Consider the following 21,519-nt stretch of genomic DNA (forward strand, 5'->3'; position numbering starts at 1 on the left):
AATATGCCTGCGAGGTATAATCCTGTGCTAAAACAGAGTGTGAAAACAGAATAAGCGACGTTGGAAAGACCCGTCCAACACTGATTTAGTATCGGTCTATATCCCTGAGGTATTGAAATGGAACTGCGCCATCTTCGCTATTTTGTCGCCGTAGCCGAGGAACGCAATTTCACGCGTGCGGCACAGCGGCTGAACATGGCGCAACCCCCTTTGAGCCGCCAGATACAGCAACTGGAAGAGCTGCTTGGGGTGCAGCTCTTCCAGCGCGACTCGCGCCCGTTGCAGTTGACGGAGACCGGTAAGTTCTTCTATGCCCATGCGGTGCAGCTGCTGGCTCAGACAGCCGAGCTCGAATCAATGACGAAGCGCGTGGGCAACATCGAGCGCAGCCTCTCTATCGGCTTCGTGGGTTCGACGTTATACGGCATGCTGCCCAAAATCATCCGGCGCTTTCGCGACGAGAACGCGACAGTCGAACTCAGCCTTCACGAGATGTCGACGATGGACCAGATTAGAGCCCTGAAAGACGGGCAGATCGATGTCGGGTTCGGTCGTATTCGGCACGAGGACCCGAACATCCGCCGGGTGACGCTTCGCGAGGAGAAGATGATCGTGGCACTCCCGGAGGGCCATTCACTCTCACGCGTCAAGCCCGTCCTCGCCCTCAGCGACCTGGTCAATGAAACGCTGATTATCTTCCCGAAGGCGCCCCGGCCCAGTTACGCAGACCAGGTGCTTTCCGCATTCCAGGACCGGGCTCTCAAGCCTCGCCGGATATATGAAGTACGTGAGTTGCAGATTGCGCTAGGTCTGGTAGCAGCGGGGGAAGGAATCTCTGTCGTGCCGAGCAGCGTGTACGGTCTTAAGCGAGACGACGTGAGCTATAAGGAACTGGACGACCCGACGCTGGTTTCCCCCATCATCATGAGCATGCGAGCGCTCGACGAATCGCGGGACCTTCGGGAGATGCTTGAACTCGTCTATCGGCTGTACGAGGAGGAAAAGATTCCTTATGTACCCCGTACCGAATGGGGGCGGTGATGCCGTGCGAGCGGCATTTCAGTGCGGATTCGTCGCTTTGAAATCGACGTGAGGCAAGCGCCTCACGCCGCACACCGACAACCTATTGGCCGCCCACCCGAAAGACCGCCGCCACGGAACGCAGGCGCCCTGCCTGTTCGTCAAGCGACGCCGCAGCCGCAGCCGCCTGCTCCACCAGTGCGGCATTCTGCTGCGTCACTTCATCCATCTGCGACACCGCCCGGCTGACCTGCTCAATGCCCGTGCTCTGCTCATCCGACGCGGAGGAAATCTCACCCATGATGTCGGTTACGCGGCGAATCGACTGCTCGATCTCGGCCATCCGGCCACCTGCCACCTCGACCAGCCGGGTGCCGCCGCTGACATTCGCCACCGATGCCTGGATCAGGCTCTTGATATCTTTCGCGGCTGCGGCGCTGCGTTGCGCAAGGGCACGGACCTCGCCTGCCACGACGGCAAAACCGCGCCCCTCCTCGCCTGCCCGCGCGGCTTCGACAGCGGCATTGAGCGCGAGGATGTTGGTTTGAAAAGCAATGGCTTCGATAACCGAGGTAATCTCGGCGATCTTTTTCGACTCGCTCTCGATCTGCTTCATCGTCCCGACCACTTCCTGCACTGCGGAACCCCCACGCGCCGTGGCCTCGGTTGCGGCATTGGCAAGCTCGTTTGCCTGCTTTGCATTGTCCGCGTTCTGCTTAACGGTTGCCGTAATCTGCTCCATGCTGGCAGCCGTTTCCTGCAATGACGCCGCCTGCTCTTCAGTACGCTGGGACAGATCGAGGTTGCCTTGCGCGATTTCGCCTGACCCTGTCGCGATCGAATAACTCGCCGACTGAATCTCGGACACGATGACCGCGAGCTTCGATTTCATGTCGTTCAACACGTGTAGCAGGCTGCCCGGTGACGCTCGTCCCACTTCGACCTCGACGGCCAGATTGCCGTCCGCGATCTGTGTGGCGATATGCGCCGCATAGGCAGGCTCGCCGCCGAGCGTCCTCTTCACGCCGCGCATCGTCGCCCATGCGATCGCGCCAACCGCGGTGAAGATGACGGCTGCAATGGAACCCAGAACGATGGCGAGCTTCATGAATGCAGCGTTGATGTCGTCATAGAAAAAGCCCGTGCCGATCCACCAGTCCCAATCGGGTATCGCAACCACGCCCTGCAATTTCGGCTCCGGGTCGGCATCCGGCGAGCGCTTCACGAGGACGTCGACGAGCGCAATATGCGAGGCCGCCATGCCCTCACGGTAAGCCTCGCTGTCGGTCAACCCTGTCGTGGTTTTGTTGCCCTTCGCCCTCGTCCCGATGAACTTCGCATTCGGGTGGACCAGATTCACGCCATCGGCCGTGGTGACCCAGTAGTAGCTTTTCGTGTTCGCATTGAGCTGGGAGACGGCGTCCTTGGCTGCCTGTTGGGCCTGGTCGCGCGTCAGCACGCCACGCGACTGCAGGTCGTGGTAGTGATTGACGAGATGTTCGGCTTTCGTCAGAAGAATAACGATCTGTTCCCGCCGGCTGTCGACAAGCGAGCTGCGTACAGTCTGAACGGCGGTCGCCGCAACGAGTACGACGCCGAGCAAGGCCGCGACGACCAGAGCCAGCAATCTGGTGGACAACTTCATGTGAACGCCTCAATTTCTTAACCGTCTGGTACATTTAACGGCATTCACAACGCGCTTCTTCAAGCTTTCTGACCCAGGACAAACCCTTGGTTAGTTGCACGTCCGTGACATGAGGGATGACTTGAAACGACACCGTCAAGTTGACGGGGGCAGGCTGCGTTCTCGGTTCAAGCGCAGTTGTCCTGATTAGATGACGTTGCCGCTACGGTAGCGACCGTCTTCAACGAACTGGGGACTAGAAATAAACTGATGGATTTTGCGCGCGCCGGGCTGTCAACGGGTGACGCCCAGCGGCGCATATCAAAAGCGGATTGCCGTGGCGGCATCACAACACGCCGCCACGACGCTCGCTACACTCGCCGGTCAGAACCGGTGAATGATGCCCACGCCCGCCGCGAACTGGCTGCGCGACGAGGACGGCGCGCTGTTCTGGCCGTCGCCGATATCGGCCGTTGCGTTGATGATGCTCGTGCCGTTCGTGGCGATCGTCTGGCCACTTGCACGCTGATAAGCTTCCAGCGCGTACAGACCGGTGCGCTTGGAGAGGCTGTAGTACTGCGAGAGGTTGAACTGCTGGTAGCGGGCTGCGCTCGAAATGCCGTTCGACTCCGTAGCGCGCGTGTAGCTATAGCCCGCGGCCAGGTCCAGCGCCGACAGCGGCTTGAAGTGCAGCACGGCGCCAGCTGTGTTGAACGTAGCCTGGCTGCGGAACTTGGAATTCACGCCCGGAATATATTGCACGTTCGAGTACGAGAACGAGACGTCCCACTGCGAGCTGAACGCATAGCCGCCCGTCACCGCAACGCGCTGTTGCGCCTGCGCCGTCTGGTAACCGTTGTTGATACCCGACACAGCCGTCTGCGCGCCGGCATTCGAGGTCGTGGAGTCCGTGCCCCACGTACCGCCGCCCGACGTCGAGTTGTTGATGCGCTGGTAGCCTGCCGCGATCCCGAACGGACCGTTCAGGTACTGGATCGCCGCGCTATACGTCGAACCGGCATTGAGACGGCCCGCCACGCCGCCCAGCGCATACGAGCCGCTCACCGTCAGGCCGTGCATGCTCGGCGACGTGTACACCAGCGAGTTATTCACGCGGTACAGCGTATCCAGCGAATCGATATCGCCCGGGTGCGCGCCGTATGCGCCCGTCAGCCACGTGGTCGGGCTATACGGCGACAGCAGCGTGTAGTACGACGTGTACTGGCGGCCGGCGGTGAACGTACCGTAGGTGGCATTGGTCACGCCGACATACGCCTGCCGGTTGAACGCCAGACCGGAAACGGACTGTGCGCCGGTTGCGCTGTTGAAGCCCTCTTCCAACTGGAAGATCGCCTTCGTGCCGCCACCCAGATCCTCACCGCCCTTCAGGCCGAAGCGGCTGCCCGCCCAGACGCCGTTCACCATCTTGACGACCGAACGGCCACCGGTCGTCGAACCGAGCGACGTCTGGCTGCTCTGATAACCGATCCCCGCGTCGACGATCCCGTACAGCGTCACGCTGCTTTGAGCGTGCGCGCCGAGGGCGACCAACCCAAGGGCCGAGGTTGCTAGTGCCTTTTTCATTTCTGCTCCACTGTAAAAAATCTTTTCTTAATCTCTAACACCAGTCATCGCCCCGGGAATCCAAGGTGTGCAAAGCCTGGCCGGCTCAGCATGCCGGTACAAATGCGAAGATGGGTGAGCACCGAGCGGCGCCTGGATTTGCAAACCAGCCCGAAGTGTCGTTCAAACGCGATCCGACGTCTTTCAGGGTTTGTACGTATTTTGTACGATCTAGTTAGTTTTTTTGTTCTGGTGTAGCACCGGTTGAGCCTGGACGCGCGGTCACCATCAATTCGCCCGGCTCCCTTACTGGCGGCGGGATCGCGTTCCGACCAGCGGGAACGCCTTCCGTCTGCTCAAACAGACAACGCCGTTCCCGATGCCGGACTCACCTGCTGCGATGCAGACGCTCGCGCCGAACCCGACACGCGCACGGATTTCCACCGGGCTCCTGCTGATCTCAACTCTGATTGGGCTCGGCCTCGGCACGACGCTGGTGGCGCGCCTGACCGACAAGATCTTCGGCTCACAAAAAGCGGCCAACAGGCCGCATTAAAAAGCAGCCCAATTTAATTCACCTGCGCCTCTTTCCAAAAGCGCGTAAGGCAAGGGAAGCAAATTGACATCAATATCTTCGCCTTCCTCCTTGCGTATGGCGTTTCTCCTACGGTTAAATAACTCCACCTCATCGCGTTGCTGTCGACGCGCCGGGGCACAGTGAATTTCTTCCAAAAAAGGCAACCGGAAGCCCGCTCTAACCAGCGGGCTTTTGGCTTTCTGACGCCCGCTGAACGCAGTCGAGCGCATGCGATATCCGAAACGACTGCGTGCTCAATCCTTACCAAATTTCAGAGGTCGCATTCGACAGAACAGATCGCGAATAGCACGGACGTGCGCATAGAATCATCGCTGCCTATCAGCAAAAACAGTAAAGACAGAGGAGATAAGATGAAGCAAATAAAGGTATTCGGCGTGGCTGCCGCATTGTTAGTGAGTACGGCCGCCCAGGCGCAGAGCGCCGGCGATTTCGTTGCAGGCTTCGGCTGGTTTCATCTCGCGCCGCAGGATTCGAGCAAGCCGCTGACGGTGAACGCACTCGGCACGAGCGTGACAGAGACCGGCACGGGCGCGTCAGTGGATGATTCGGACACCTTCGGTCTGACAGGCACCTATTTCTTTACCGATCACATTGCCGCGACCGCTGTACTCGGCGCACCGCCGAAGTTCCGTTTGACCGGCACCGGATCGCTCGCCGCGCTTGGGGAGATCGGCTCCGCTTACGAATGGAGCCCGACGCTGCTCCTGAAGTACTACTTCAACGACGCAAAGAGTAACTTCCGTCCCTACGTTGGCGCGGGCGGATCGTACGTCTGGTATAGCGGAGTGAAACTGAGCTCGGCGGTATCGAGCGGCAGCTTTTTGTATTCGCAAACTTATGGAACCGCGCTGGAAGGGACCACTACCGCCAAGTTGAGCAGCTCGTTTGCGCCTGTCGTCAATGCCGGCTTTGCCTATAACATCGACAAGCACTGGTCGGTCGATGTCTCGTTGTCGTATATGCAGTTGTCGACGCGTGCCACGCTGACTACCCAGTCCAAGGTAGGAACGGTGACCAGTAGCACGAAACTCAAGCTTAACCCGATCATTTCCTACGTTTCCATCGGGTATCGTTTCTAGCCGTGCTCCGCATTGCGCAATGCAATGCGGAACCCAGCGCGATAAGTGCCTTTAACCAGCCGTTAGTCAATGACGTTGACTTCAACGGCTTTTGGTTCGGTCAGTTCGAATGTACGAATCCGGCCCGCGCGGATGTTGAGCACGAGCCGGTCTATCGATTCGATTTCAAGCATTTCCCGTTCGACATTGCCGCTCGTAGCAGCGGCAATCTTTCCCTGCCAGTCGCGGCGGCGATATAGCAGCAAAATCACGGCGCTGGCGCGCCGCATGAAGAACTGTTCCATCCCCGTGTCCGTCAGCCTCGAAGGCCCATTTCTCAATTCCGGACGCACCATAGCACGACGGTATCGCAGGCAGCGGGGCCGCAAAGAACGTGAAAGAAACGCTCACTTCATGACCGCCTGATCGGCGAGGCTCCGCACCGCGGACATCATCGGCGCTGTTGCGGTGGATCCAGCGGCCGTCGACTCAACAGAGCGATTTGAAAAGAACCGCGTGGCCCAACGACAAGCGCCACCCAGTCAGGTTTGGTAAGGATCAACGATGCTTGGTTCAACGTGGAATGTGTACTATTGCGTAAGGAAAATTCGGCGCATGAGGCAGCTTGAAATTGAAACGACTATCTACTTCGCTTCGCATCCAGCTACTCGGGAAGGTTTCAATTCTTGCCGCCTGTTTGCTGGGTGCCGCAACTGCGCACGCCGATTGTCGACTCAAAGCCGCAGCGCCACAGGATCTTGTACTCCCATCGAGAATGCTCGCCGTTGCACCGGACATGCCCGTGGGTTCAACGATAGGATCGGTTCGCGTCGCAACGGAGCGCGATATTCCATTCGTCTGTAGCGGCATATCGAATGTACGCGAAGCAAAACTCACCGACACCTTCGCGCCCGTGCCGGGCTTCAGCCGGGTGTTTGCTACCAACGTTATCGGCGTAGGTTTGCGTGTCACCGCAAGCGGTGGAAACTTTGCGGGAATCGACGATACTTCGCGCCCCGCACCCTACAAAGTTGCCGTGCCCGCGGAAGCGGACCGTCTAACCGGATTCGCACTCCAGGTGGACTTCGTCAAGACCGGTCCGATACAGGACGGCGTGCTGGCGGCGGGAAGATTGCTGAGCGTTCGTATCGGCGAGACGGATATCGTCGATGTCGACATCCCGGCCAACGCTATCGTTTTCGCCTCATCCCAGTGCGATGTGGTACGTGCCAACGGCACGGTCGCCACAGGCATAGGCACGAGGGGCGCGTTTTCCGAAGAAACCGTTGTCGTGCATAACGGCTGCAATCCGAACGTCAGTGTCATGATTCAATCGGCTCTGATTTACGGCTATGGCCATTGGCCAAACCTTCCTCAAGCGGATTCCAATCGGGGCCGCCCTGCAGGGGTCCCCGGTGTGCATGCCGACGCCTTCTCGCGAAATCTACCGGACGGAAGTTCCGCTGCCTTTGTGGGCGTTGGTTCCATATCTGGAGGAAGTAGTTTCGCAGGCGGTGCAACCGGCGGACCAGGCCAGGGCCCGAATTTTCGTCGATAGCGCAAACACCGGCACGACACATCTGCCGCCGGGTTCGTGATGCCGCGTGCCATCAAGACAGAAGCGCAACGACTGGCGGCCCTTGTTCCGAACTGCGAAGCGACTGTGCGAATCCGATAAGCAGAATAGAAGTGAAATGAGCGTGTTTTCGATAATCACGCTACGCCCGCCATGGCAGAATCGCCACGTGAACGCAGCCTTTTGCGGTGACCATCACGCATAGCGAATTCTCGGGAGATGGTGGTTTGCCGGAGCGATGCGTTCCGCGACAACCGCGCCTAAGGAGGCGTCTTCCGGCACACAAGAACATGCACGCCAGCGACGTGCTCCCGGGTTGCATTCCCATGCACCTGTCCAGCGATCGACGGCAACAGCCAACATACGGTTCGGGCAATATCCATGTCAACCCACAAAGAGACGTCACAGGCTACGGCCAGCCCGTCCCATGCACACTCCCCTTCCCTCCTTCTCAGGTCGGCATTGCGCCGCTGGAACCTGCGGGTGCAGTGGACGATCGCCGCACTGAGCGCCATCGGCGCCGTCGCGGCGGCACACTGGTACGGCAGCTATGGCGCCGCGTTGGGATTGGCGCAGTTCCTGGTGATTTTCGGGCTGTTCGGGGCCGGCCTGATCCATGCGATCTCGACCTTGCGGGCCCAGTTGAATGCGCTATGCGACGGCGATCTGGTGCAGGACGTGTCTTTGTCCGGGCACGACGAACTGACGGCACTGGGCGAACAGGCCCGCCTGCTCGCTTACCAGTTGTCGCAGGTGGTTGCGCGCATTCGCAGCGAGGCCGAACTGATCGCCATGGGAGGCGCGCAAGCGACCCAACATGCCACCTTGCTGTCGCAGCGTACCGAATCGCAGGCTGCCAGCCTGGAGCAGACCCGTGCCTCGCTCCAGGCCTTGCTGGAAGCCGTGCGCTATAACACCGATCAGACGCAGCAAGCCGATGCGCGGTCCACCCGTGCGCATGCCGATGCGGTCGCGGGGCAAGCGGCGGTGCGCGCTTCAGTCGAAAGCATCGAGCGCATCGAGCAACGTTCGCACGAGATGGGGGAGATGCTCGGTGTGATCGACGGCATCGCATTCCAGACCAATATTCTCGCGCTCAACGCAGCTGTGGAGGCCGCCCGGGCCGGCGATTCCGGCCGCGGTTTCGCCGTGGTCGCCTCCGAAGTGCGGGCATTGGCGCAGCGCAGCGCGCAAGCGGCAGCGGAAGTCAAGAAACTGATCCAGCATTCTCGCGACGAAGTGAACGACGGGGTGCAAGCCATCGAAGGCAGCCGGAATCTGCTGACGCGCGCAGTCGACGCGGTCAGCGAGGTGGCCGCCTTGCTACGCGACGTCGCCCGGTCGAGCAGCGAGCAGACCACCGGCTTGCAGGAGATTGCCCAGGCGGTCGAGGTGCTGGACGACATCACCCATAGCAACGGCGAGATGGTCGGCGGGTCGGTGGAAACGGCGAGTCTGCTGCAAGCCCGCGCCGATCGGCTAAGCGACGGGGTCAAATATATCCGGTTGCGGCAGGGCTGTGCCAACGAGGCCCGGGCCATGGCGGAGCGTGCGGCCCGGCTGGTCGACACCGAGGGACCGGAAACCGCCGTGCGCCAATTTCACGATCCGAAGGGCGGCTTTCGCGATCGCGATCTGTATATCGTGGTCGCGGATCGCGACGACTATTTCCGTGCCTTCGGTTCCGACCCGAGCAAGGCCGGCAAGCTGCGCAAAGAAGCGCTGCCGGGCGACGATCAATCCGCGATCCGCGAGGCCAGTTGGCGCGCGGTCGAACAAGGCGGCGGCTGGATCGAATTCAACGGACGGCATCCCGTCACCAGGCAACCGGTGGAAAAGATCGGCTATATTGCGCCCGCGCTCGGCGGCCGCTGGGCGGTCCAATGCAGCGTCAACCGCGGCGATGGACTGAAGCCGCTCGCAAGCGCTTGAGGGCTGTGTCAGCCTGGGCGGCAAGCGTCTGCGAGACAGCACGGATTGACTTCGCCAACCTAACTTGCCACCAAAGCGAGTACTCGAAGCGGACTGCCCGAGCCATTCTTTATCTTGAGCGGAGCCGAAACGATAATTGCGCCGGTGGGAGGCAGGAGATCGAGGTTGATCAGGCATTGAAGACCGTAGCGATTTGCGCCGTGCATCAACGTATGGCATGGATAAGGGACTGGCCAGGCATAGGCCTGGCCTGCATCGGTGTTGATTGTCTCGACGCCAAAACCATGAACGTCTCGTTCGTGAATCATCCACTCCACCGCTTCCTGCGTCGGACCGGGCGTGTGCGCCCCATCGTCTTTCAGATTGAGAAATTCAGCGGGATCCGTACGCTTTGACCAGTCGGTACGGAACAGGACCCATGCGCCCGCAGGTATCCGGCCGTGCTGCTCTTCCCACCTCCTGAGATAAGCGGAAGTCAGCAGCCAGTCCGGATTCTCAGCGACCTCCGCACTCGCATCGACTACGATCGCCGGCGCCACGAAGTTGCGTGCATCGATCGTATCGACAGCGTTATGCGGATGATCCTTTCCAGTAACCCAGTGGACAGGTGCATCGAAATGCGTCCCCGTATGCTCGCCGCAGGAGAAATTGTTCCAATACCAGCCCGGCCCCTTCTCGTCATAATGGCTGATCGTCTCCATCTTGAACGCCCACACCTGTCCGAACTGTGGAGGGAGCTGAAGCGCGGGAAACTCAGGTGACAGAGTCTGCGTCAGGTCGATCACTCGCACATTGCCACGAGCGAGGCCGGAGGCCAGTTCACTAAGAGAGGAATGCATCGGTTAATCTCCTTGGCTGAGAATCTGTTGTGCGCATACGGAGCAAGCACGTCGTTCGTTCCTGCCGCACTCATGCAAGAGCGTATCGGCGCAGCGCCTCACGCAGCTGGTTGCCGTGCTCATCAGCGAGCGCGGCATCGCGCAGTTCGCGCAGCGTGGCAGGCGCAATTCTCCCGCCTGCCTTGACGACTGCCGCCATCACCGTCTGGTAGTTCTTCAGGCCGCGCGCGTGCGTGTCGCTATAGCCCTTCACGAGACGCTGGCACTGTGCGACCTCGATCGCGAGCGCCGGATTAAGCTTCGCGGTCTCCACGATCCGCTCCAGCCAGTCCTCAATGCGAGTGTTCTCCATCTGGTAGCGCAGCGTGCTGCGGCGTATGCCTCGCAGACGCGAAACCGTATACAGTGTCAGATAACCGCGCAACGAACTCGTGGTCACGACGCGTCCCGACTGTGTGAACCGCCGCACCAACCGATGTACCCAATGCGGCCGGGCGAGCCAACGGCCGAGCGCAGCCGGCAGCGTTTCGCAGATTTCCTCGATACGCGGGTGCATGAACTCGTTGATCGCAAGCAACTGATTCTCCTCGGCACGCACTTCGCCGCGCACTCGTTCGAAGCGCGAGCCGCGTGTCTTGAGATCCGCGACACGGATGGTGTCTTCGTACGACATCCACAGCGCGAGATAGCGCGCGGTTTCGCGCAGCAGCGTCGCGTCGACGACCTGAAACGCGCGGCGCAGTTCGGAGAGGCGGTCCAGATAGAACGCCGCGTAAGTGGTGTCCTGGTAGTCGATCAGGCGACGTACCCCTTCGATCGCGAAGGTCTGCGCTTCGGGCGGCAATTCGGCACGCACGCGCTCGAGCAGTTTCGCGACTACCGGATGGCTGGGCGCAGCCGGCGGTACAAGCTCGGCTTTCTCGCGCTCTGTCGGTTCATCGGCGCCACCGCGGAAATAGGCCAGATCGAACGCGCGCAAGCTCGGCTTCACACCGACACCGCCGCGCTCGATCGTTTCCGTGAACTGCTTGCGGCTGAACGGCAGCACGCCCGTTCCGGCCAGCGCGCCGAACAGCACCGCGCTAATCACACTGCCGGTCGCCTCGGCAGCCTCGGCCATGTCAAAGCATACGAAGCGCTTTGCCGCCTGCCTGGCGTGGGCGATCAAGGTATCGCTATCGACGCGGCCGTCGCCCATTGCGGCCTTTTCACCGATCGAATAGACGCGGTGCGTGGACGTCACCAGCGTCGTGCGGTCCGCCGTTACGAGACCGCGCTGCACCGCGCGCCCAGCTTCCATGAGTTCCGATGCAAGCACGACGTCGACGTCTCCCGGCAACGGCATCAGCGCGAGCACCGGCGCGCGGCTGTTCAAATCGGTCGACTCGCGTGGGAACAGCTCGACATAGTAGATCGTTGCACCGGTCCTTTGCGCGACACCGGGTACCGACGTAGTCTGCGCGTAGTAACCGTTGTGCTCGCCGAGATCGACGATCCAGTCGGCCAACACCCCGCCGCCTTCGCCCCCCATGGCGAGAATGGCAACCTTGATGGGTTGAGCGTTACTCATCGATTTTCTTCCCGAATCAAAACACGAAGCGTGCGCGACGCTGAGCATCGCGACGTTGCAACCAGCCGATCACCGCAGTGCGTACTCGCTGACGCAGCTTGTCGACGCGCGTCGGATTGCTGACGATCTGGGCGCGATAGAACGATGGGCACAAGACAGCCGCATGCGATACCTCGCCGCATAGCCCGCAACCCACGCAACTGTCGAGTACGCTCGCAACCGGATCGGTACGCAACGGATCGGGATTCGGCTTGATCGACAGCGACGGACAGCCGGATAAGCGAATGCATGAGTGGTCGCCAGTACAGGTGTCCGGGTCGACACCGAAGCGCTCGCGCACGACGCGCTTGCCCGCGGCAATCGCCTTGCGGGTCTTCGGCTTCTCGCGTCGCTGCTTGTTCAGCATGCATTCGCTCTGCGCGATCAGTACCTTCGGCCCTTTCGAACTGGTGGTGAGCGCTTCTTTCAGCGTCGCCATCATTGTCTTCAGGTCATAAGTACGACGCACCGTCTTCACCCACTTCACGCCGACTCCGCGCACCGCCTGCTCGATCTCGTGACCCGTGCTGCGTGTCGGATTGAGTGCCGTAGACGAGAGAATGTCCTGGCCGCCCGTGGCCGACGTGTAGCTGTTGTCGACCACGATCGTCAGGTTGTCGCTCCTGTTGAACACCGCGTTCGCGATACCGCTCGTGAGTCCGTTATGCCAGAAACCGCCATCCCCCATCACGGAGATCGCACGCTTGTCAGCGCTCGCGTTGAGCGCGGAAGCACTCGCGCTGCCGAGGCCATAGCCCATGGTCGTCGCGCCCAGGTTGAACGGAGGCAAGATAGAAAACAGATGGCAACCAATATCGGCGCTCACATGATGCGCGCCGAGTTCACGTTCGACGAGCTTCATCGCCGTAAAGATCGGGCGCTCCGGACAGCCGGTGCAGAATCCGGGCGGACGGGCATGCACATTGGCGTCGAGCGCCGCGACGGGCTCGTGCAGAGCAAATTCGGCTTCAGCCGCATCAGCGGACCCTGCAATCGCGGCAGGCGTGGAAGAGACGGCCAATACCGGAATAACTTTCCGGGAAACCGGTTGCGGTTCGAGCACACCATAGCGCTCGAAGAATGCGCGCAAGCCCTTGAGAACCGTAGCGGTGCTGTACTCGCCGGCAAGCGGCAGCATGTCCTTGCCGTGCAGCGCCACGGTCGAACCGCATTGCCGCAGAATCGAACTCGCATTTTGCTCGACGAAGTTCGGCTGGCCCTCTTCGATCACCAGCACGGCGCGCTTGCCTTTGCAAAAACGCTCCCATTCCGAATCGATGAGCGGATACGCAACGTTCATCACATACAGCGGAATTTCTGAATCGCCGTACACGTCGGCGAGGCCGAGGCGTTCCAGCGCACGCATGACCGTGTTGTAGCTGCCGCCCTGCATCGCAATGCCGATCTCGCCGGTGTCCGCCGAGAAGACCTCGTTGAGTTGCCGCTCTTCGATGAACTTGACCGCGGCCGGCCAGCGCGCATGAATCTTCTCGCGCTCATGCATGAAGCTCGCGGGCGGCAGCACGATACGGTTGACGTCGCGACTCGGGTTTTCAAGTGCATCCTTGATCGAGAACGCCGCGCGGCGATTGTCCGAAGCAATGAACTGGCCATGCACATGGCAAGCACGGATGCGCAGTTGCAGCATGACCGGCGTATTGCTCGCCTCCGACAAATCAAAACCGTCTTTCACCGCCTGCACAATGCATGGCAAGTTCGGCCGCGGGTCCAGCAACCAGATCTGCGACTTCATCGCGAACGCGTGACTGCGCTCCTGCATGATCGATGAACCTTCGCCGTAGTCTTCGCCGACGATGACGAGCGCGCCGCCCGTCACACCACCCGAGGCCAGGTTCGCGAGCGCGTCGGATGCGACGTTGGTGCCGACTGTCGCCTTGAACGTCACCGCCCCGCGCAACGGATAGTTGACCGACGCGGCCAGCGACGCAGCGGCTGTAGCCTCGCTCGCGCTATTCTCGAAGCGGATGCCGTGATCGCCGAGGATGTCCTGCGCGTCCGCCAGCACGTCCATCAGATGCGAAATTGGCGCACCCTGATATCCGCCCACGTACGCGACTCCGGATTCCAGCAGCGCCTTGGTCACAGCCAGAATGCCCTCGCCGCTGAATAGTTCGCCTGCGCCCAGACGCAGCTTCTTCACCTCTTCGACAAACGACCGCTCGGCCATGGCGTCTCTCTACCTTCCAGATTTATGCAATGCAGATGCCCGCAGGGACTTTCGGCGCAATCCTTCATCTGCCGGTCAATCCAGACTCGTGGATGGATCGACACGGAAGCACGCCTTTCATTGCAGCCCAGTATAGGTGGCGGCGGAGAGTCGGCCCAATCAATCAAATTCGAGCCGCGCATAAAATCGCTTATGACAGCCGCGCGCAATCAATCTTCGTGAAGGCTATCGATAATCAGCGAGCGGAGCCAGCGATTGCCCTCTTCCGACTCGAATGCGTCGTGCCAATGCACGGTGACTTCAACTTCCGGAATCTGGACTGGGAGCGGATAAACAACAAATTCGCCACGCTCGTTGAACAGGCGTGCAACCCGCAGCGGCAACGTGACCATCCATTCCGTGCGCCGGATGATCTGCGGGACAACCGTGAAGTGAGGCACGCGTAACGCGATTCTCCGATGTAAACCTTCCGCCTGCAGCAGGTGTTCTATGTTGTGATGGCTGCTCTCACTCGATCCAACCGATACGTGCGACAGAGAAAGAAATTTTTCGCGGGAGATCTGCCGCGCAGGCGGGTCTGCGCGCTTGCGCGTCATGCAAACATACGGTTCATGAAACAGCAGCGCGTATTGCGTCGTCGCCTTGAGCGCCGGCATGTTGCCGATTGCAAAATCCAGTTGTCCAAGCCGCAGCTTCTCTTCAGCGTCGGCAATGGGAATCTGCTGCACCGAGAGCCTGACGGACGGCGCGGTTTCCTGCAGCCTGGTGCACAAGATCGGCAGAAAAACCTGCTCGCCGACGTCGGACATCGACAGATGAAATTCACGGCTACTGGCACCCGGATCAAAGCGGTCGCCATAACGGAATACCTCGCGAAGCGACGAGATCGCCCGGTTGACAGGTGCGGCCAGTTCCGTTGCGGTTGGGGTGGGTAGCATCTCCCCTGTAGTGCGTACAAAGAGCGGATCATCGAAGAGTGAGCGAAGCCTCCCGAGCGAGTAACTGACCGCAGGCTGCGACAGACCCAGCCGCTGCCCGGCACGCGTCAGGCTGCGCTCCTCCAGAATCGCCTGAAAGACACGCAGAAGGTTCAGGTCAACGTCGTTGAAGTCCACCACGATGGATTCCTTGCACTTAAAGATGACTGGCGTGACGAATAGGCATCCGTACTTCTTACGAACTCCCGGCGCAGCTCCCGCGCAGTCCCGGATCGGGGACATTCCGAAATGAAAATGGTGGCCTGGCGTGCGCCGGCCCGACGTCGCTCATGTCAATGCGAAACTCAGAATTTCTATCGGATTCCGAGTGACTAGTCACGCCGCGCCCCGCCGCGAAAGCGGCCACGCGGCGCCACGTCAACCCCGGCGGGCGACGATTCGGTGTTGCGCATCCAGAGCAAGACTGACTGCATCGCCGGTCTCCACCGGAGAGTCGAGACGCGCGACGACAATCGGCCCGACTTCTGTGGCAACGCTCGCCAGGTGGATGTCGCCGCCGTTATCCGCACCCACTCGACGCCGGACCGCAGTCGCCGCCCTCACGGTGCCACCCTCCGCATCGATCACCGACCACTCGGCGCCGCCACAGGACGGGCACAGGTAGCGAGCCGGAAATAGCGTGGTACCGCAGAGCGTACAGCGGAAAACGTTGATGCTCATTGCGCGCCTCCATCGACAGCTTCAAGCACCACCGCATTCGCACACATGCCATAGCGATACTCGACCATGCCGTAGCCACTGACGAGCGCCCGCCGCGCACCCGCTAGCTGACGCTCGCCCGCCTCGCCACGCAACTGTGTCAGCGCTTCGACAAGCCCGTGCATTCCGCCGGCAGCACCCGCCTGGCCGGCCGAGAGCTGTCCGCCCGACGTATTGACCGGCAATGCTTCCGACGCAATGCGCGCGATCAGCGCGCGCATGTCGCCGTCCGGCGCGAAGCCCAGGTCGGCCAACTGAACGAGCGCCATCACGGGATAGTCGTCGTACACGGACACGAGATCCATGTCGGCGGGCGTCATGCCCGCGTCGCGCCACAGGGCCGGTGCCAGTGCGGCAAGCGACGTCTGCAATCCGTCGCCCGTCTGGTGGTCGGGGTTATAGCTGCAGCGCAGCGCACGGACCGCGACATTCCGGTCGTGCTTCGCGAGGTCGGCTCGCGCGAGAACGACCGCATTTGCGCCACTAACGACAGGCACGCAGTCGAAGCGTCCCAGCGGTTCGGCGACGATGGGTGCATCCAGATACGATCCGATGGTCAACGGTGTGCGGTAGACCGCCTGCGGATTGCGCGACGCCCACGCGCGCTGCGCAACGCACAGCGCGCCGTAATCCGCACGCGACAGACCATAACTTCGCGCATGCAACTGCGTCAGCATGGCGAACAGCGCATTCGGCCCCCCACTTTCGAGCGGGCGCAGCCAGGTGCGCGTAGTCAGGTTGTAGTGATCGACAAGCTGCTTGAAATCCGCCGGTTCGAAGCGGTCCCCCGAAACGAGCACGATCACGTTGGCGTCGCCGCACTGGATCGCGCGCACCGCATGCTGCAACAGGTTGATTGCACTGGCGCCGCCGTGACAGTCGTCCATGCACCAGCGCGGCGAAAGTCCAAGGCGCCAGGCCACGTCGATCGCGTGGTCCGGAGCAAGCGTGAACGATGCGACACCCAGACCATCTACTTCATGTGCCGCGAAGCCTGATTGCGCCAGCGCTGCGGAAAACGCCTGCGCAAGCAGATCGCCGGTCGTGCCTTCGGGAGCCTGCCGGCGATACGGAACTTCCACTCCGCCGCAGAGCAACACCCCCGCATGGTCGCGTGACTGCATAGTCGATGTCCCCTTTAGTGTGCGGCGCGTTGCGCTGTTTCCCGCGCACAGAGAAGCGCCACGACAGTGATCGCGCCCATCGCCATGAGCATCAGCGCGACCGGCCACGCCGCGTGGTATTTCGCGAGCAGCGCGGTGGCCACCAGCGGCGAGAGGCCGCCCGCGAATACCGAGGCGATCTCGTGGCCCAGCGCCATGCCGGAATAACGGACCTCCGTGCTGAACAGTTCGCCCATCAGGCTCGGCTGCGTTCCGATCATCGCGCCATGGCACACGCCATTGGCCAACAGGAAAGCGAGCCAGATGAGCCCCGGCACCTTCGTATCGATCAGCCAGAAGAACGGCAGCGCAATGACGATGAGTCCCACCGCGCCGATCATGTACACCGGCTTGCGGCCGATGCGATCGGACAGCCGGCCCCACACCAGCATCATGCCCAACTCGACGGTCATCGACACCATCACCCCCGCGAGCATGACTGAACTCGGCACGCCGATGAACTTCCCATACACAAGCGAGAAGGCCAGAAAGATATAAGAGCCGCCGTTCTCGGCAACGCGCAGGCCCATGGCGATCAACAGCTCTTTCGGGTGGCGGCGGATCGCTTCGAGCACCGGCGTGTGGGTCGTCTTGCCTGCCGCCTCTGCCTTCGCAAATTCAGTGCTTTCCGGCAACCTCGAGCGGATGTAGACGCCGACGCCGAAGATCGCGATCGATAGCAGAAACGGTACGCGCCAGCCCCAGCTCATGAACGTGTCGTGTGGCAGCTTTTGCACGAGAAAGAAAACCGCGGCCGACAACACAAAGCCGCCACCCACGCCGATCTGACTCCATGATGCGTACATGCCGCGCTTTTCCGGCGGTGCCGACTCGCTGATCATCAACACGCCACCGCCCCATTCGCCGCCTGACGCGACACCTTGCAGCACGCGCAGTACGAGAAGCAGCGCCGGCGCCCACAGCCCGGCCTGGCCGTAGGTCGGCAACAGGCCGATCAGAAACGTCGCGCCGCCCATGATCGACAGCGTCCACACCAGCGCGCCCTTGCGTCCGTAGCGGTCGCCGATGTGGCCGAACAGTAAGCCGCCGAACGGCCGCGCGGCAAAACCGACGGCAAAGCCCGCGAACGCAGCCAGCGTCCCGATCAACGGGTCGGTGCCTTTCGGAAAAAACAGTTCGCCGAATACCAGCGCGGCCGCCGTACTGTAGAGAAAGAAGTCATACCATTCGAGCGCATTGCCTGCCACCGATGCCATGACGATGCGCCGCAAAGACTTCTGGTCGAGCCCACCGCTGGCACCTTGTACGCCAGACGCGGGTAAGGTTTGCGTGCTTGCCATACTGTCTCCGGTATGCCGCAATACGGCACGAAATTGGATCGGTGCGACGATCTATAGGCTGCAAGACGGCTCAGCGTGCGCGGCTCGCGTCGCGCGAGCGCGCCAGGATGATGGCGTAGATGGGTAGCGCGCCACCGCTATGCCGCTACGAACGCCTGAGCCGGTAGCCGGATTTTTCGAGGTCCCACGTGCTCTCTGTCACGCCGGCCTCACGCAGTTTGTACTTCTGGATCTTGCCGTTTTCCGTTCTGGGCAGCGCGCGCACGAAGTCGAGAAAGCGCGGCACGGCGAAGTACGGTAGACGCGGTTCGCAGTACTGGATCAGATCCAGTGGCGCCAGCGTTGCCTCATCGCAAAGCACGAGTGCCGCCATCACTTCATCTTCGGCGAGTTCGGAGCGCACGGCGAATACCGCGGCGATTTCAACTGAAGGATGGCTCAGCAGAACCTGCTCGACTTCGTAAGACGAAATGTTTTCTCCGCGCCGCCGGATCGCATCCTTCTGCCGGTCGACGAAGCGGTAGTAGCCGTCGGCTTCGCGTACTACGCGATCCCCGGTGTGAAGCCACAGATTGCGCCATGCTTCGACGGTTTTCTCCGGCATGCCGAAATAGCCGCTTGCGAGCGCGCATGGCTCGTCCGCCCGGACAATAAGCTCGCCGGCTTCGCCATCCGGGACGGGATGGTCGTACCCGTCGACGACGCGCGCATCGAATCCCTCCGTCAGCTTGCCCATAAAGCCGGGACGCTGTGCGTCGATGTGGGCGCCGATCACGAAGTTCGTTTCCGTCGAACCGTAGCCGTCGAGCAACGCAATTCCACAACGCTCGGTGAATTCATGCTGGAACTGACCCGGCACGCCCGGCGCCAGCGCAATGCGCACCCTGTGTGCGCGTTCGTTCGGCGACGCGGCGCGGCCTAGCAGAATCGGCACCATCGCGCCCAGCACGGACGTGATAGTCGCCTTGGTCGCAACCAGCGCGTCGAAGAAGCCGCTCGCCGAAAAGCGGCGATCGACAACCAGCTCGGCATCGCACGTGAGAGCCTGAAAGAAGAAGTTCAGCGCGTTCGTGTGGAAGAGCGGCAGACAGGTGTAGAGGACGTCGCCGGCCGTGACGCCGAGATAATCAGCCGTATGCCTGCCCCACCAATAGAACTGCGCGTGTGAGCAGATCACCCCTTTTGACAACCCAGACGTCCCGGACGTGTACAGAATCGCGAGCGGATCGCTATCGGCCAACCCCGCGGCTGCGACCGGTTCGCCCCGCGGCGGCAGCGGCACGGACCGAACGCTGTGCGCCGGTGCAGCGCCTTGCTTCTGCCCAATCAGCCATACTGATTCGACTGCCAGCCCGCCGGGATCGAGTGCATAAACGGCATCGACGAGATGGGCTTCGGCAATGACCAGTCGTGCGCCGGAGTTGCGCAGAATGTGCTCGAGTTGCAAGCCGCGCGAAGCCGTATTGATCGGAACCGCGATCGCACCGAGCCACGCGCACCCCAGAATGATCTCCATGAACTCGCTGCGATTCGTGCAAAGCAGCGCCACCCGGTCGCCGCGTCCCACGCCTTGAGCAGCGAGCGAACCCGCACGGCGCGCAGCGATGTCGAGCGCCTCGGCGCCGGTCCATTGCGCCAGGCGATCCGAGAAAAGCGCGGCGTGCGGGTTTCGGGCCGCACGAGCGGCCAGCATTTCCGGCAACGTGAGTTTCGTGGCACTACGCCCCGGCGCCTGGCTGCAGACCACAGCTGGCATGTGGATGTTGCCCATGTCGTCCCCGCCTGAAATGTATGCAGACGAGTCTAGGTTTCGCGGCGGACATGTGTCAAATTCATCAATTTTGCTCTAGCTATCAATCTGGCGGATTTTGCAGCCGCACTTTTCAGCACCGCTCACCGATCGCCGAATGCGAGCCCCGGCCTCGGCTGTGTCAGCATTTCGGGTTGCAGGATTTCATCGATCTGCGCTTGAGTCAGCAAACCTCTCTCGATCACAATCTCCGCGACGCCGCGACCGGACACTAGCGCTTCCTGCGCAACCTGCGTTGCGTTGACGTAACCGATGTATGGATTGAGCGCCGTCACAATACCGATCGAATTCTCCACAAGCGAACGCAGCCGCTCGCGATTCGCCGTGATGCCGTCGACGCACTTCGACGCGAGCGTCAGGCAGCCCGCTCGCAAGTGCGAAACACTCTTGAACAGACTGTGAGCGATGATCGGCTCGAACGCATTAAGCTGAAGCTGGCCGGCTTCAGCGGCGAAACTCACTGTCACGTCGTTGCCGATCACCTCAAAAGCGATCTGATTGACGACCTCCGGAATCACGGGATTGACCTTCCCCGGCATAATGCTTGAGCCCGCCTGCATCGGCGGCAAGTTGATTTCGCCGAACCCTGCACGCGGCCCGCTCGACAGCAGACGAAGGTCGTTGCATGTCTTCGAAAGCTTCACCGCGACGCGCTTCAGCACGCCTGAAAGCTGCACGAACGAGCCGACATCCTGGGTCGCTTCGACGAGATTCGGCGACGTGGTAAGCGCAATGCCGGTGATCGCGGCGAGATGCCGGCAAGCTAGCGGTGCGTAGTCAGGCGACGTGTTGATGCCGGTCCCAATCGCCGTCGCGCCAAGATTGATCTCGCAGATCAGCTTCGATGCCTCCCGCAGCCGCTCCTCGTCCTCGCCAAGCATCACGGCGAACGTACCGAACTCCTGACCGAGCGTCATCGGCACGGCATCCTGCAACTGCGTGCGTCCCATCTTGAGGACGTCCCTGAACTCTTCCGCCTTGCGCTCAAACGAGGCGCGCAATACGCCCATTGCATCCACTAGCTGCGCAATGCCCATGTAGGTCGCGATCTTCAGCGCGGTGGGATACACATCATTGGTACTCTGACCAAGGTTGACATCTTCATTCGGGTGCAGCACCGCGTAGTCACCGCGCCGACAGCCGAGATGCTCAAGCGCCAGGTTGGCGATCACCTCGTTCGCATTCATGTTGGTCGACGTGCCCGCTCCGCCCTGAATCACGTCAACCACGAAGTGCTCGCGCGCGGCGCCCGAGCGAACCTGCCGGCAGGCGTGTACGATGGCCTCGGTCTTTTTGTCATCGAGCAGCCCCAGTTCGTTATTCGTGAGCGCCGCAGCTTCCTTGACACTCGCGAGTGCGTTGACGAGATCCGGATAGGTCGAGATTGGAATTCCGGTGATCGGGAAGTTCGTCACGGCGCGCAGCGTGTGCACCCCATACAAGGCATCGTCAGGCACGGCAAGGTCGCCGAGTAAATCGTGTTCGATACGCGTGGTCGCATGCATGGAATTATTCCTTTAACTTTGGCTTCCTGATAAATA

General features: G+C 61.2%; 18 protein-coding genes. 5 read left to right on the forward strand and 13 right to left on the reverse strand.

What is annotated here, in order from left to right:
• The first annotated feature begins 117 nt into the window (after positions 1 to 117).
• Positions 118 to 1,041 carry a LysR family transcriptional regulator gene (locus DSC91_RS11500; RefSeq protein ID WP_115778243.1) on the forward strand — a complete coding sequence of 308 codons (924 nt, stop codon included), beginning with the start codon at positions 118 to 120 and terminating at the stop codon, positions 1,039 to 1,041.
• Positions 1,042 to 1,123: 82 nt separating this feature from the next.
• Here DSC91_RS11500 and DSC91_RS11505 read toward each other — a convergent pair whose 3' ends face one another.
• Positions 1,124 to 2,665: a methyl-accepting chemotaxis protein gene (locus tag DSC91_RS11505; RefSeq protein ID WP_115778244.1), complete on the reverse strand. Its 1,542-nt coding sequence runs from the start codon at positions 2,663 to 2,665 to the stop codon at positions 1,124 to 1,126.
• 363 nt (positions 2,666 to 3,028) lie between these two features.
• Complete coding sequence (locus DSC91_RS11510) at positions 3,029 to 4,228, reverse strand: porin (protein ID WP_115778245.1); 1,200 nt, start codon at positions 4,226 to 4,228, stop codon at positions 3,029 to 3,031.
• A gap of 379 nt (positions 4,229 to 4,607) precedes the next feature.
• On the opposite strand from DSC91_RS11510, the gene DSC91_RS11515 reads away from it, so the two are divergent.
• On the forward strand, positions 4,608 to 4,763 hold the full coding sequence (locus DSC91_RS11515) for a hypothetical protein (protein WP_208645719.1): 156 nt from the start codon (positions 4,608 to 4,610) through the stop codon (positions 4,761 to 4,763).
• Here the strand turns inward: DSC91_RS11515 and DSC91_RS37430 are convergent.
• Complete coding sequence (locus DSC91_RS37430) at positions 4,760 to 5,014, reverse strand: hypothetical protein (RefSeq protein ID WP_162831371.1); 255 nt, start codon at positions 5,012 to 5,014, stop codon at positions 4,760 to 4,762. The genes DSC91_RS11515 and DSC91_RS37430 overlap by 4 nt on opposite strands.
• A 141-nt stretch (positions 5,015 to 5,155) precedes the next feature.
• Here DSC91_RS37430 and DSC91_RS11520 point away from each other — a divergent pair, with 141 nt between their 5' ends.
• On the forward strand, positions 5,156 to 5,884 hold the full coding sequence (locus DSC91_RS11520) for an OmpW/AlkL family protein (RefSeq protein ID WP_115778246.1): 729 nt from the start codon (positions 5,156 to 5,158) through the stop codon (positions 5,882 to 5,884).
• Positions 5,885 to 5,946: 62 nt separating this feature from the next.
• Here the strand turns inward: DSC91_RS11520 and DSC91_RS11525 are convergent, their stop codons facing one another.
• The gene (locus tag DSC91_RS11525) at positions 5,947 to 6,168 is read right to left on the reverse strand and encodes a hypothetical protein (RefSeq protein ID WP_229758189.1); all 222 of its coding nucleotides are present in this window, start codon (positions 6,166 to 6,168) and stop codon (positions 5,947 to 5,949) included.
• Between the two features lie 320 nt (positions 6,169 to 6,488).
• Between DSC91_RS11525 and DSC91_RS11530 the strand changes: the two genes are divergently transcribed.
• Complete coding sequence (locus DSC91_RS11530) at positions 6,489 to 7,421, forward strand: hypothetical protein (protein ID WP_162831372.1); 933 nt, start codon at positions 6,489 to 6,491, stop codon at positions 7,419 to 7,421.
• 501 nt (positions 7,422 to 7,922) lie between these two features.
• Entirely contained in the window at positions 7,923 to 9,371 is a 1,449-nt protein-coding gene (locus DSC91_RS11535; RefSeq protein WP_162831373.1) for a methyl-accepting chemotaxis protein, read from the forward strand.
• A gap of 59 nt (positions 9,372 to 9,430) precedes the next feature.
• Here the strand turns inward: DSC91_RS11535 and DSC91_RS11540 are convergent, their stop codons facing one another.
• The 9 genes from DSC91_RS11540 to aspA all read right to left on the reverse strand — a co-directional run bounded on the left by DSC91_RS11540 (position 9,431) and on the right by aspA (position 21,483).
• Positions 9,431 to 10,210, reverse strand: coding sequence for a cyclase family protein (locus DSC91_RS11540; RefSeq protein ID WP_115778249.1), 780 nt, complete (start codon positions 10,208 to 10,210; stop codon positions 9,431 to 9,433).
• 70 nt (positions 10,211 to 10,280) lie between these two features.
• Positions 10,281 to 11,780: an indolepyruvate oxidoreductase subunit beta family protein gene (locus DSC91_RS11545; protein WP_115778250.1), complete on the reverse strand. Its 1,500-nt coding sequence runs from the start codon at positions 11,778 to 11,780 to the stop codon at positions 10,281 to 10,283.
• A gap of 16 nt (positions 11,781 to 11,796) precedes the next feature.
• Positions 11,797 to 14,007 (reverse strand): thiamine pyrophosphate-dependent enzyme, encoded by a 2,211-nt coding sequence (locus DSC91_RS11550; protein ID WP_115778251.1) that lies wholly within the window; start codon positions 14,005 to 14,007, stop codon positions 11,797 to 11,799.
• Between the two features lie 209 nt (positions 14,008 to 14,216).
• Positions 14,217 to 15,125, reverse strand: coding sequence for a LysR family transcriptional regulator (locus DSC91_RS11555; protein WP_115778252.1), 909 nt, complete (start codon positions 15,123 to 15,125; stop codon positions 14,217 to 14,219).
• Positions 15,126 to 15,362: 237 nt separating this feature from the next.
• Positions 15,363 to 15,665, reverse strand: coding sequence for a Zn-ribbon domain-containing OB-fold protein (locus tag DSC91_RS11560; protein ID WP_115778253.1), 303 nt, complete (start codon positions 15,663 to 15,665; stop codon positions 15,363 to 15,365).
• Positions 15,662 to 16,828, reverse strand: coding sequence for a thiolase family protein (locus tag DSC91_RS11565; RefSeq protein ID WP_115778254.1), 1,167 nt, complete (start codon positions 16,826 to 16,828; stop codon positions 15,662 to 15,664). The genes DSC91_RS11560 and DSC91_RS11565 overlap by 4 nt, the downstream gene beginning before the upstream one ends.
• Before the next feature lie 14 nt (positions 16,829 to 16,842).
• Entirely contained in the window at positions 16,843 to 18,168 is a 1,326-nt protein-coding gene (locus DSC91_RS11570; protein WP_115778255.1) for an MFS transporter, read from the reverse strand.
• Between the two features lie 145 nt (positions 18,169 to 18,313).
• Positions 18,314 to 19,924: an ATP-dependent acyl-CoA ligase gene (locus DSC91_RS11575; protein ID WP_115779800.1), complete on the reverse strand. Its 1,611-nt coding sequence runs from the start codon at positions 19,922 to 19,924 to the stop codon at positions 18,314 to 18,316.
• Positions 19,925 to 20,061: 137 nt separating this feature from the next.
• Positions 20,062 to 21,483: an aspartate ammonia-lyase gene (aspA, locus tag DSC91_RS11580; protein WP_115778256.1), complete on the reverse strand. Its 1,422-nt coding sequence runs from the start codon at positions 21,481 to 21,483 to the stop codon at positions 20,062 to 20,064.
• Between the last annotated feature and the right edge of the window lie 36 nt (positions 21,484 to 21,519).

Origin of the sequence: Paraburkholderia caffeinilytica, from assembly GCF_003368325.1 — a bacterium.
Lineage (GTDB): Bacteria > Pseudomonadota > Gammaproteobacteria > Burkholderiales > Burkholderiaceae > Paraburkholderia > Paraburkholderia caffeinilytica.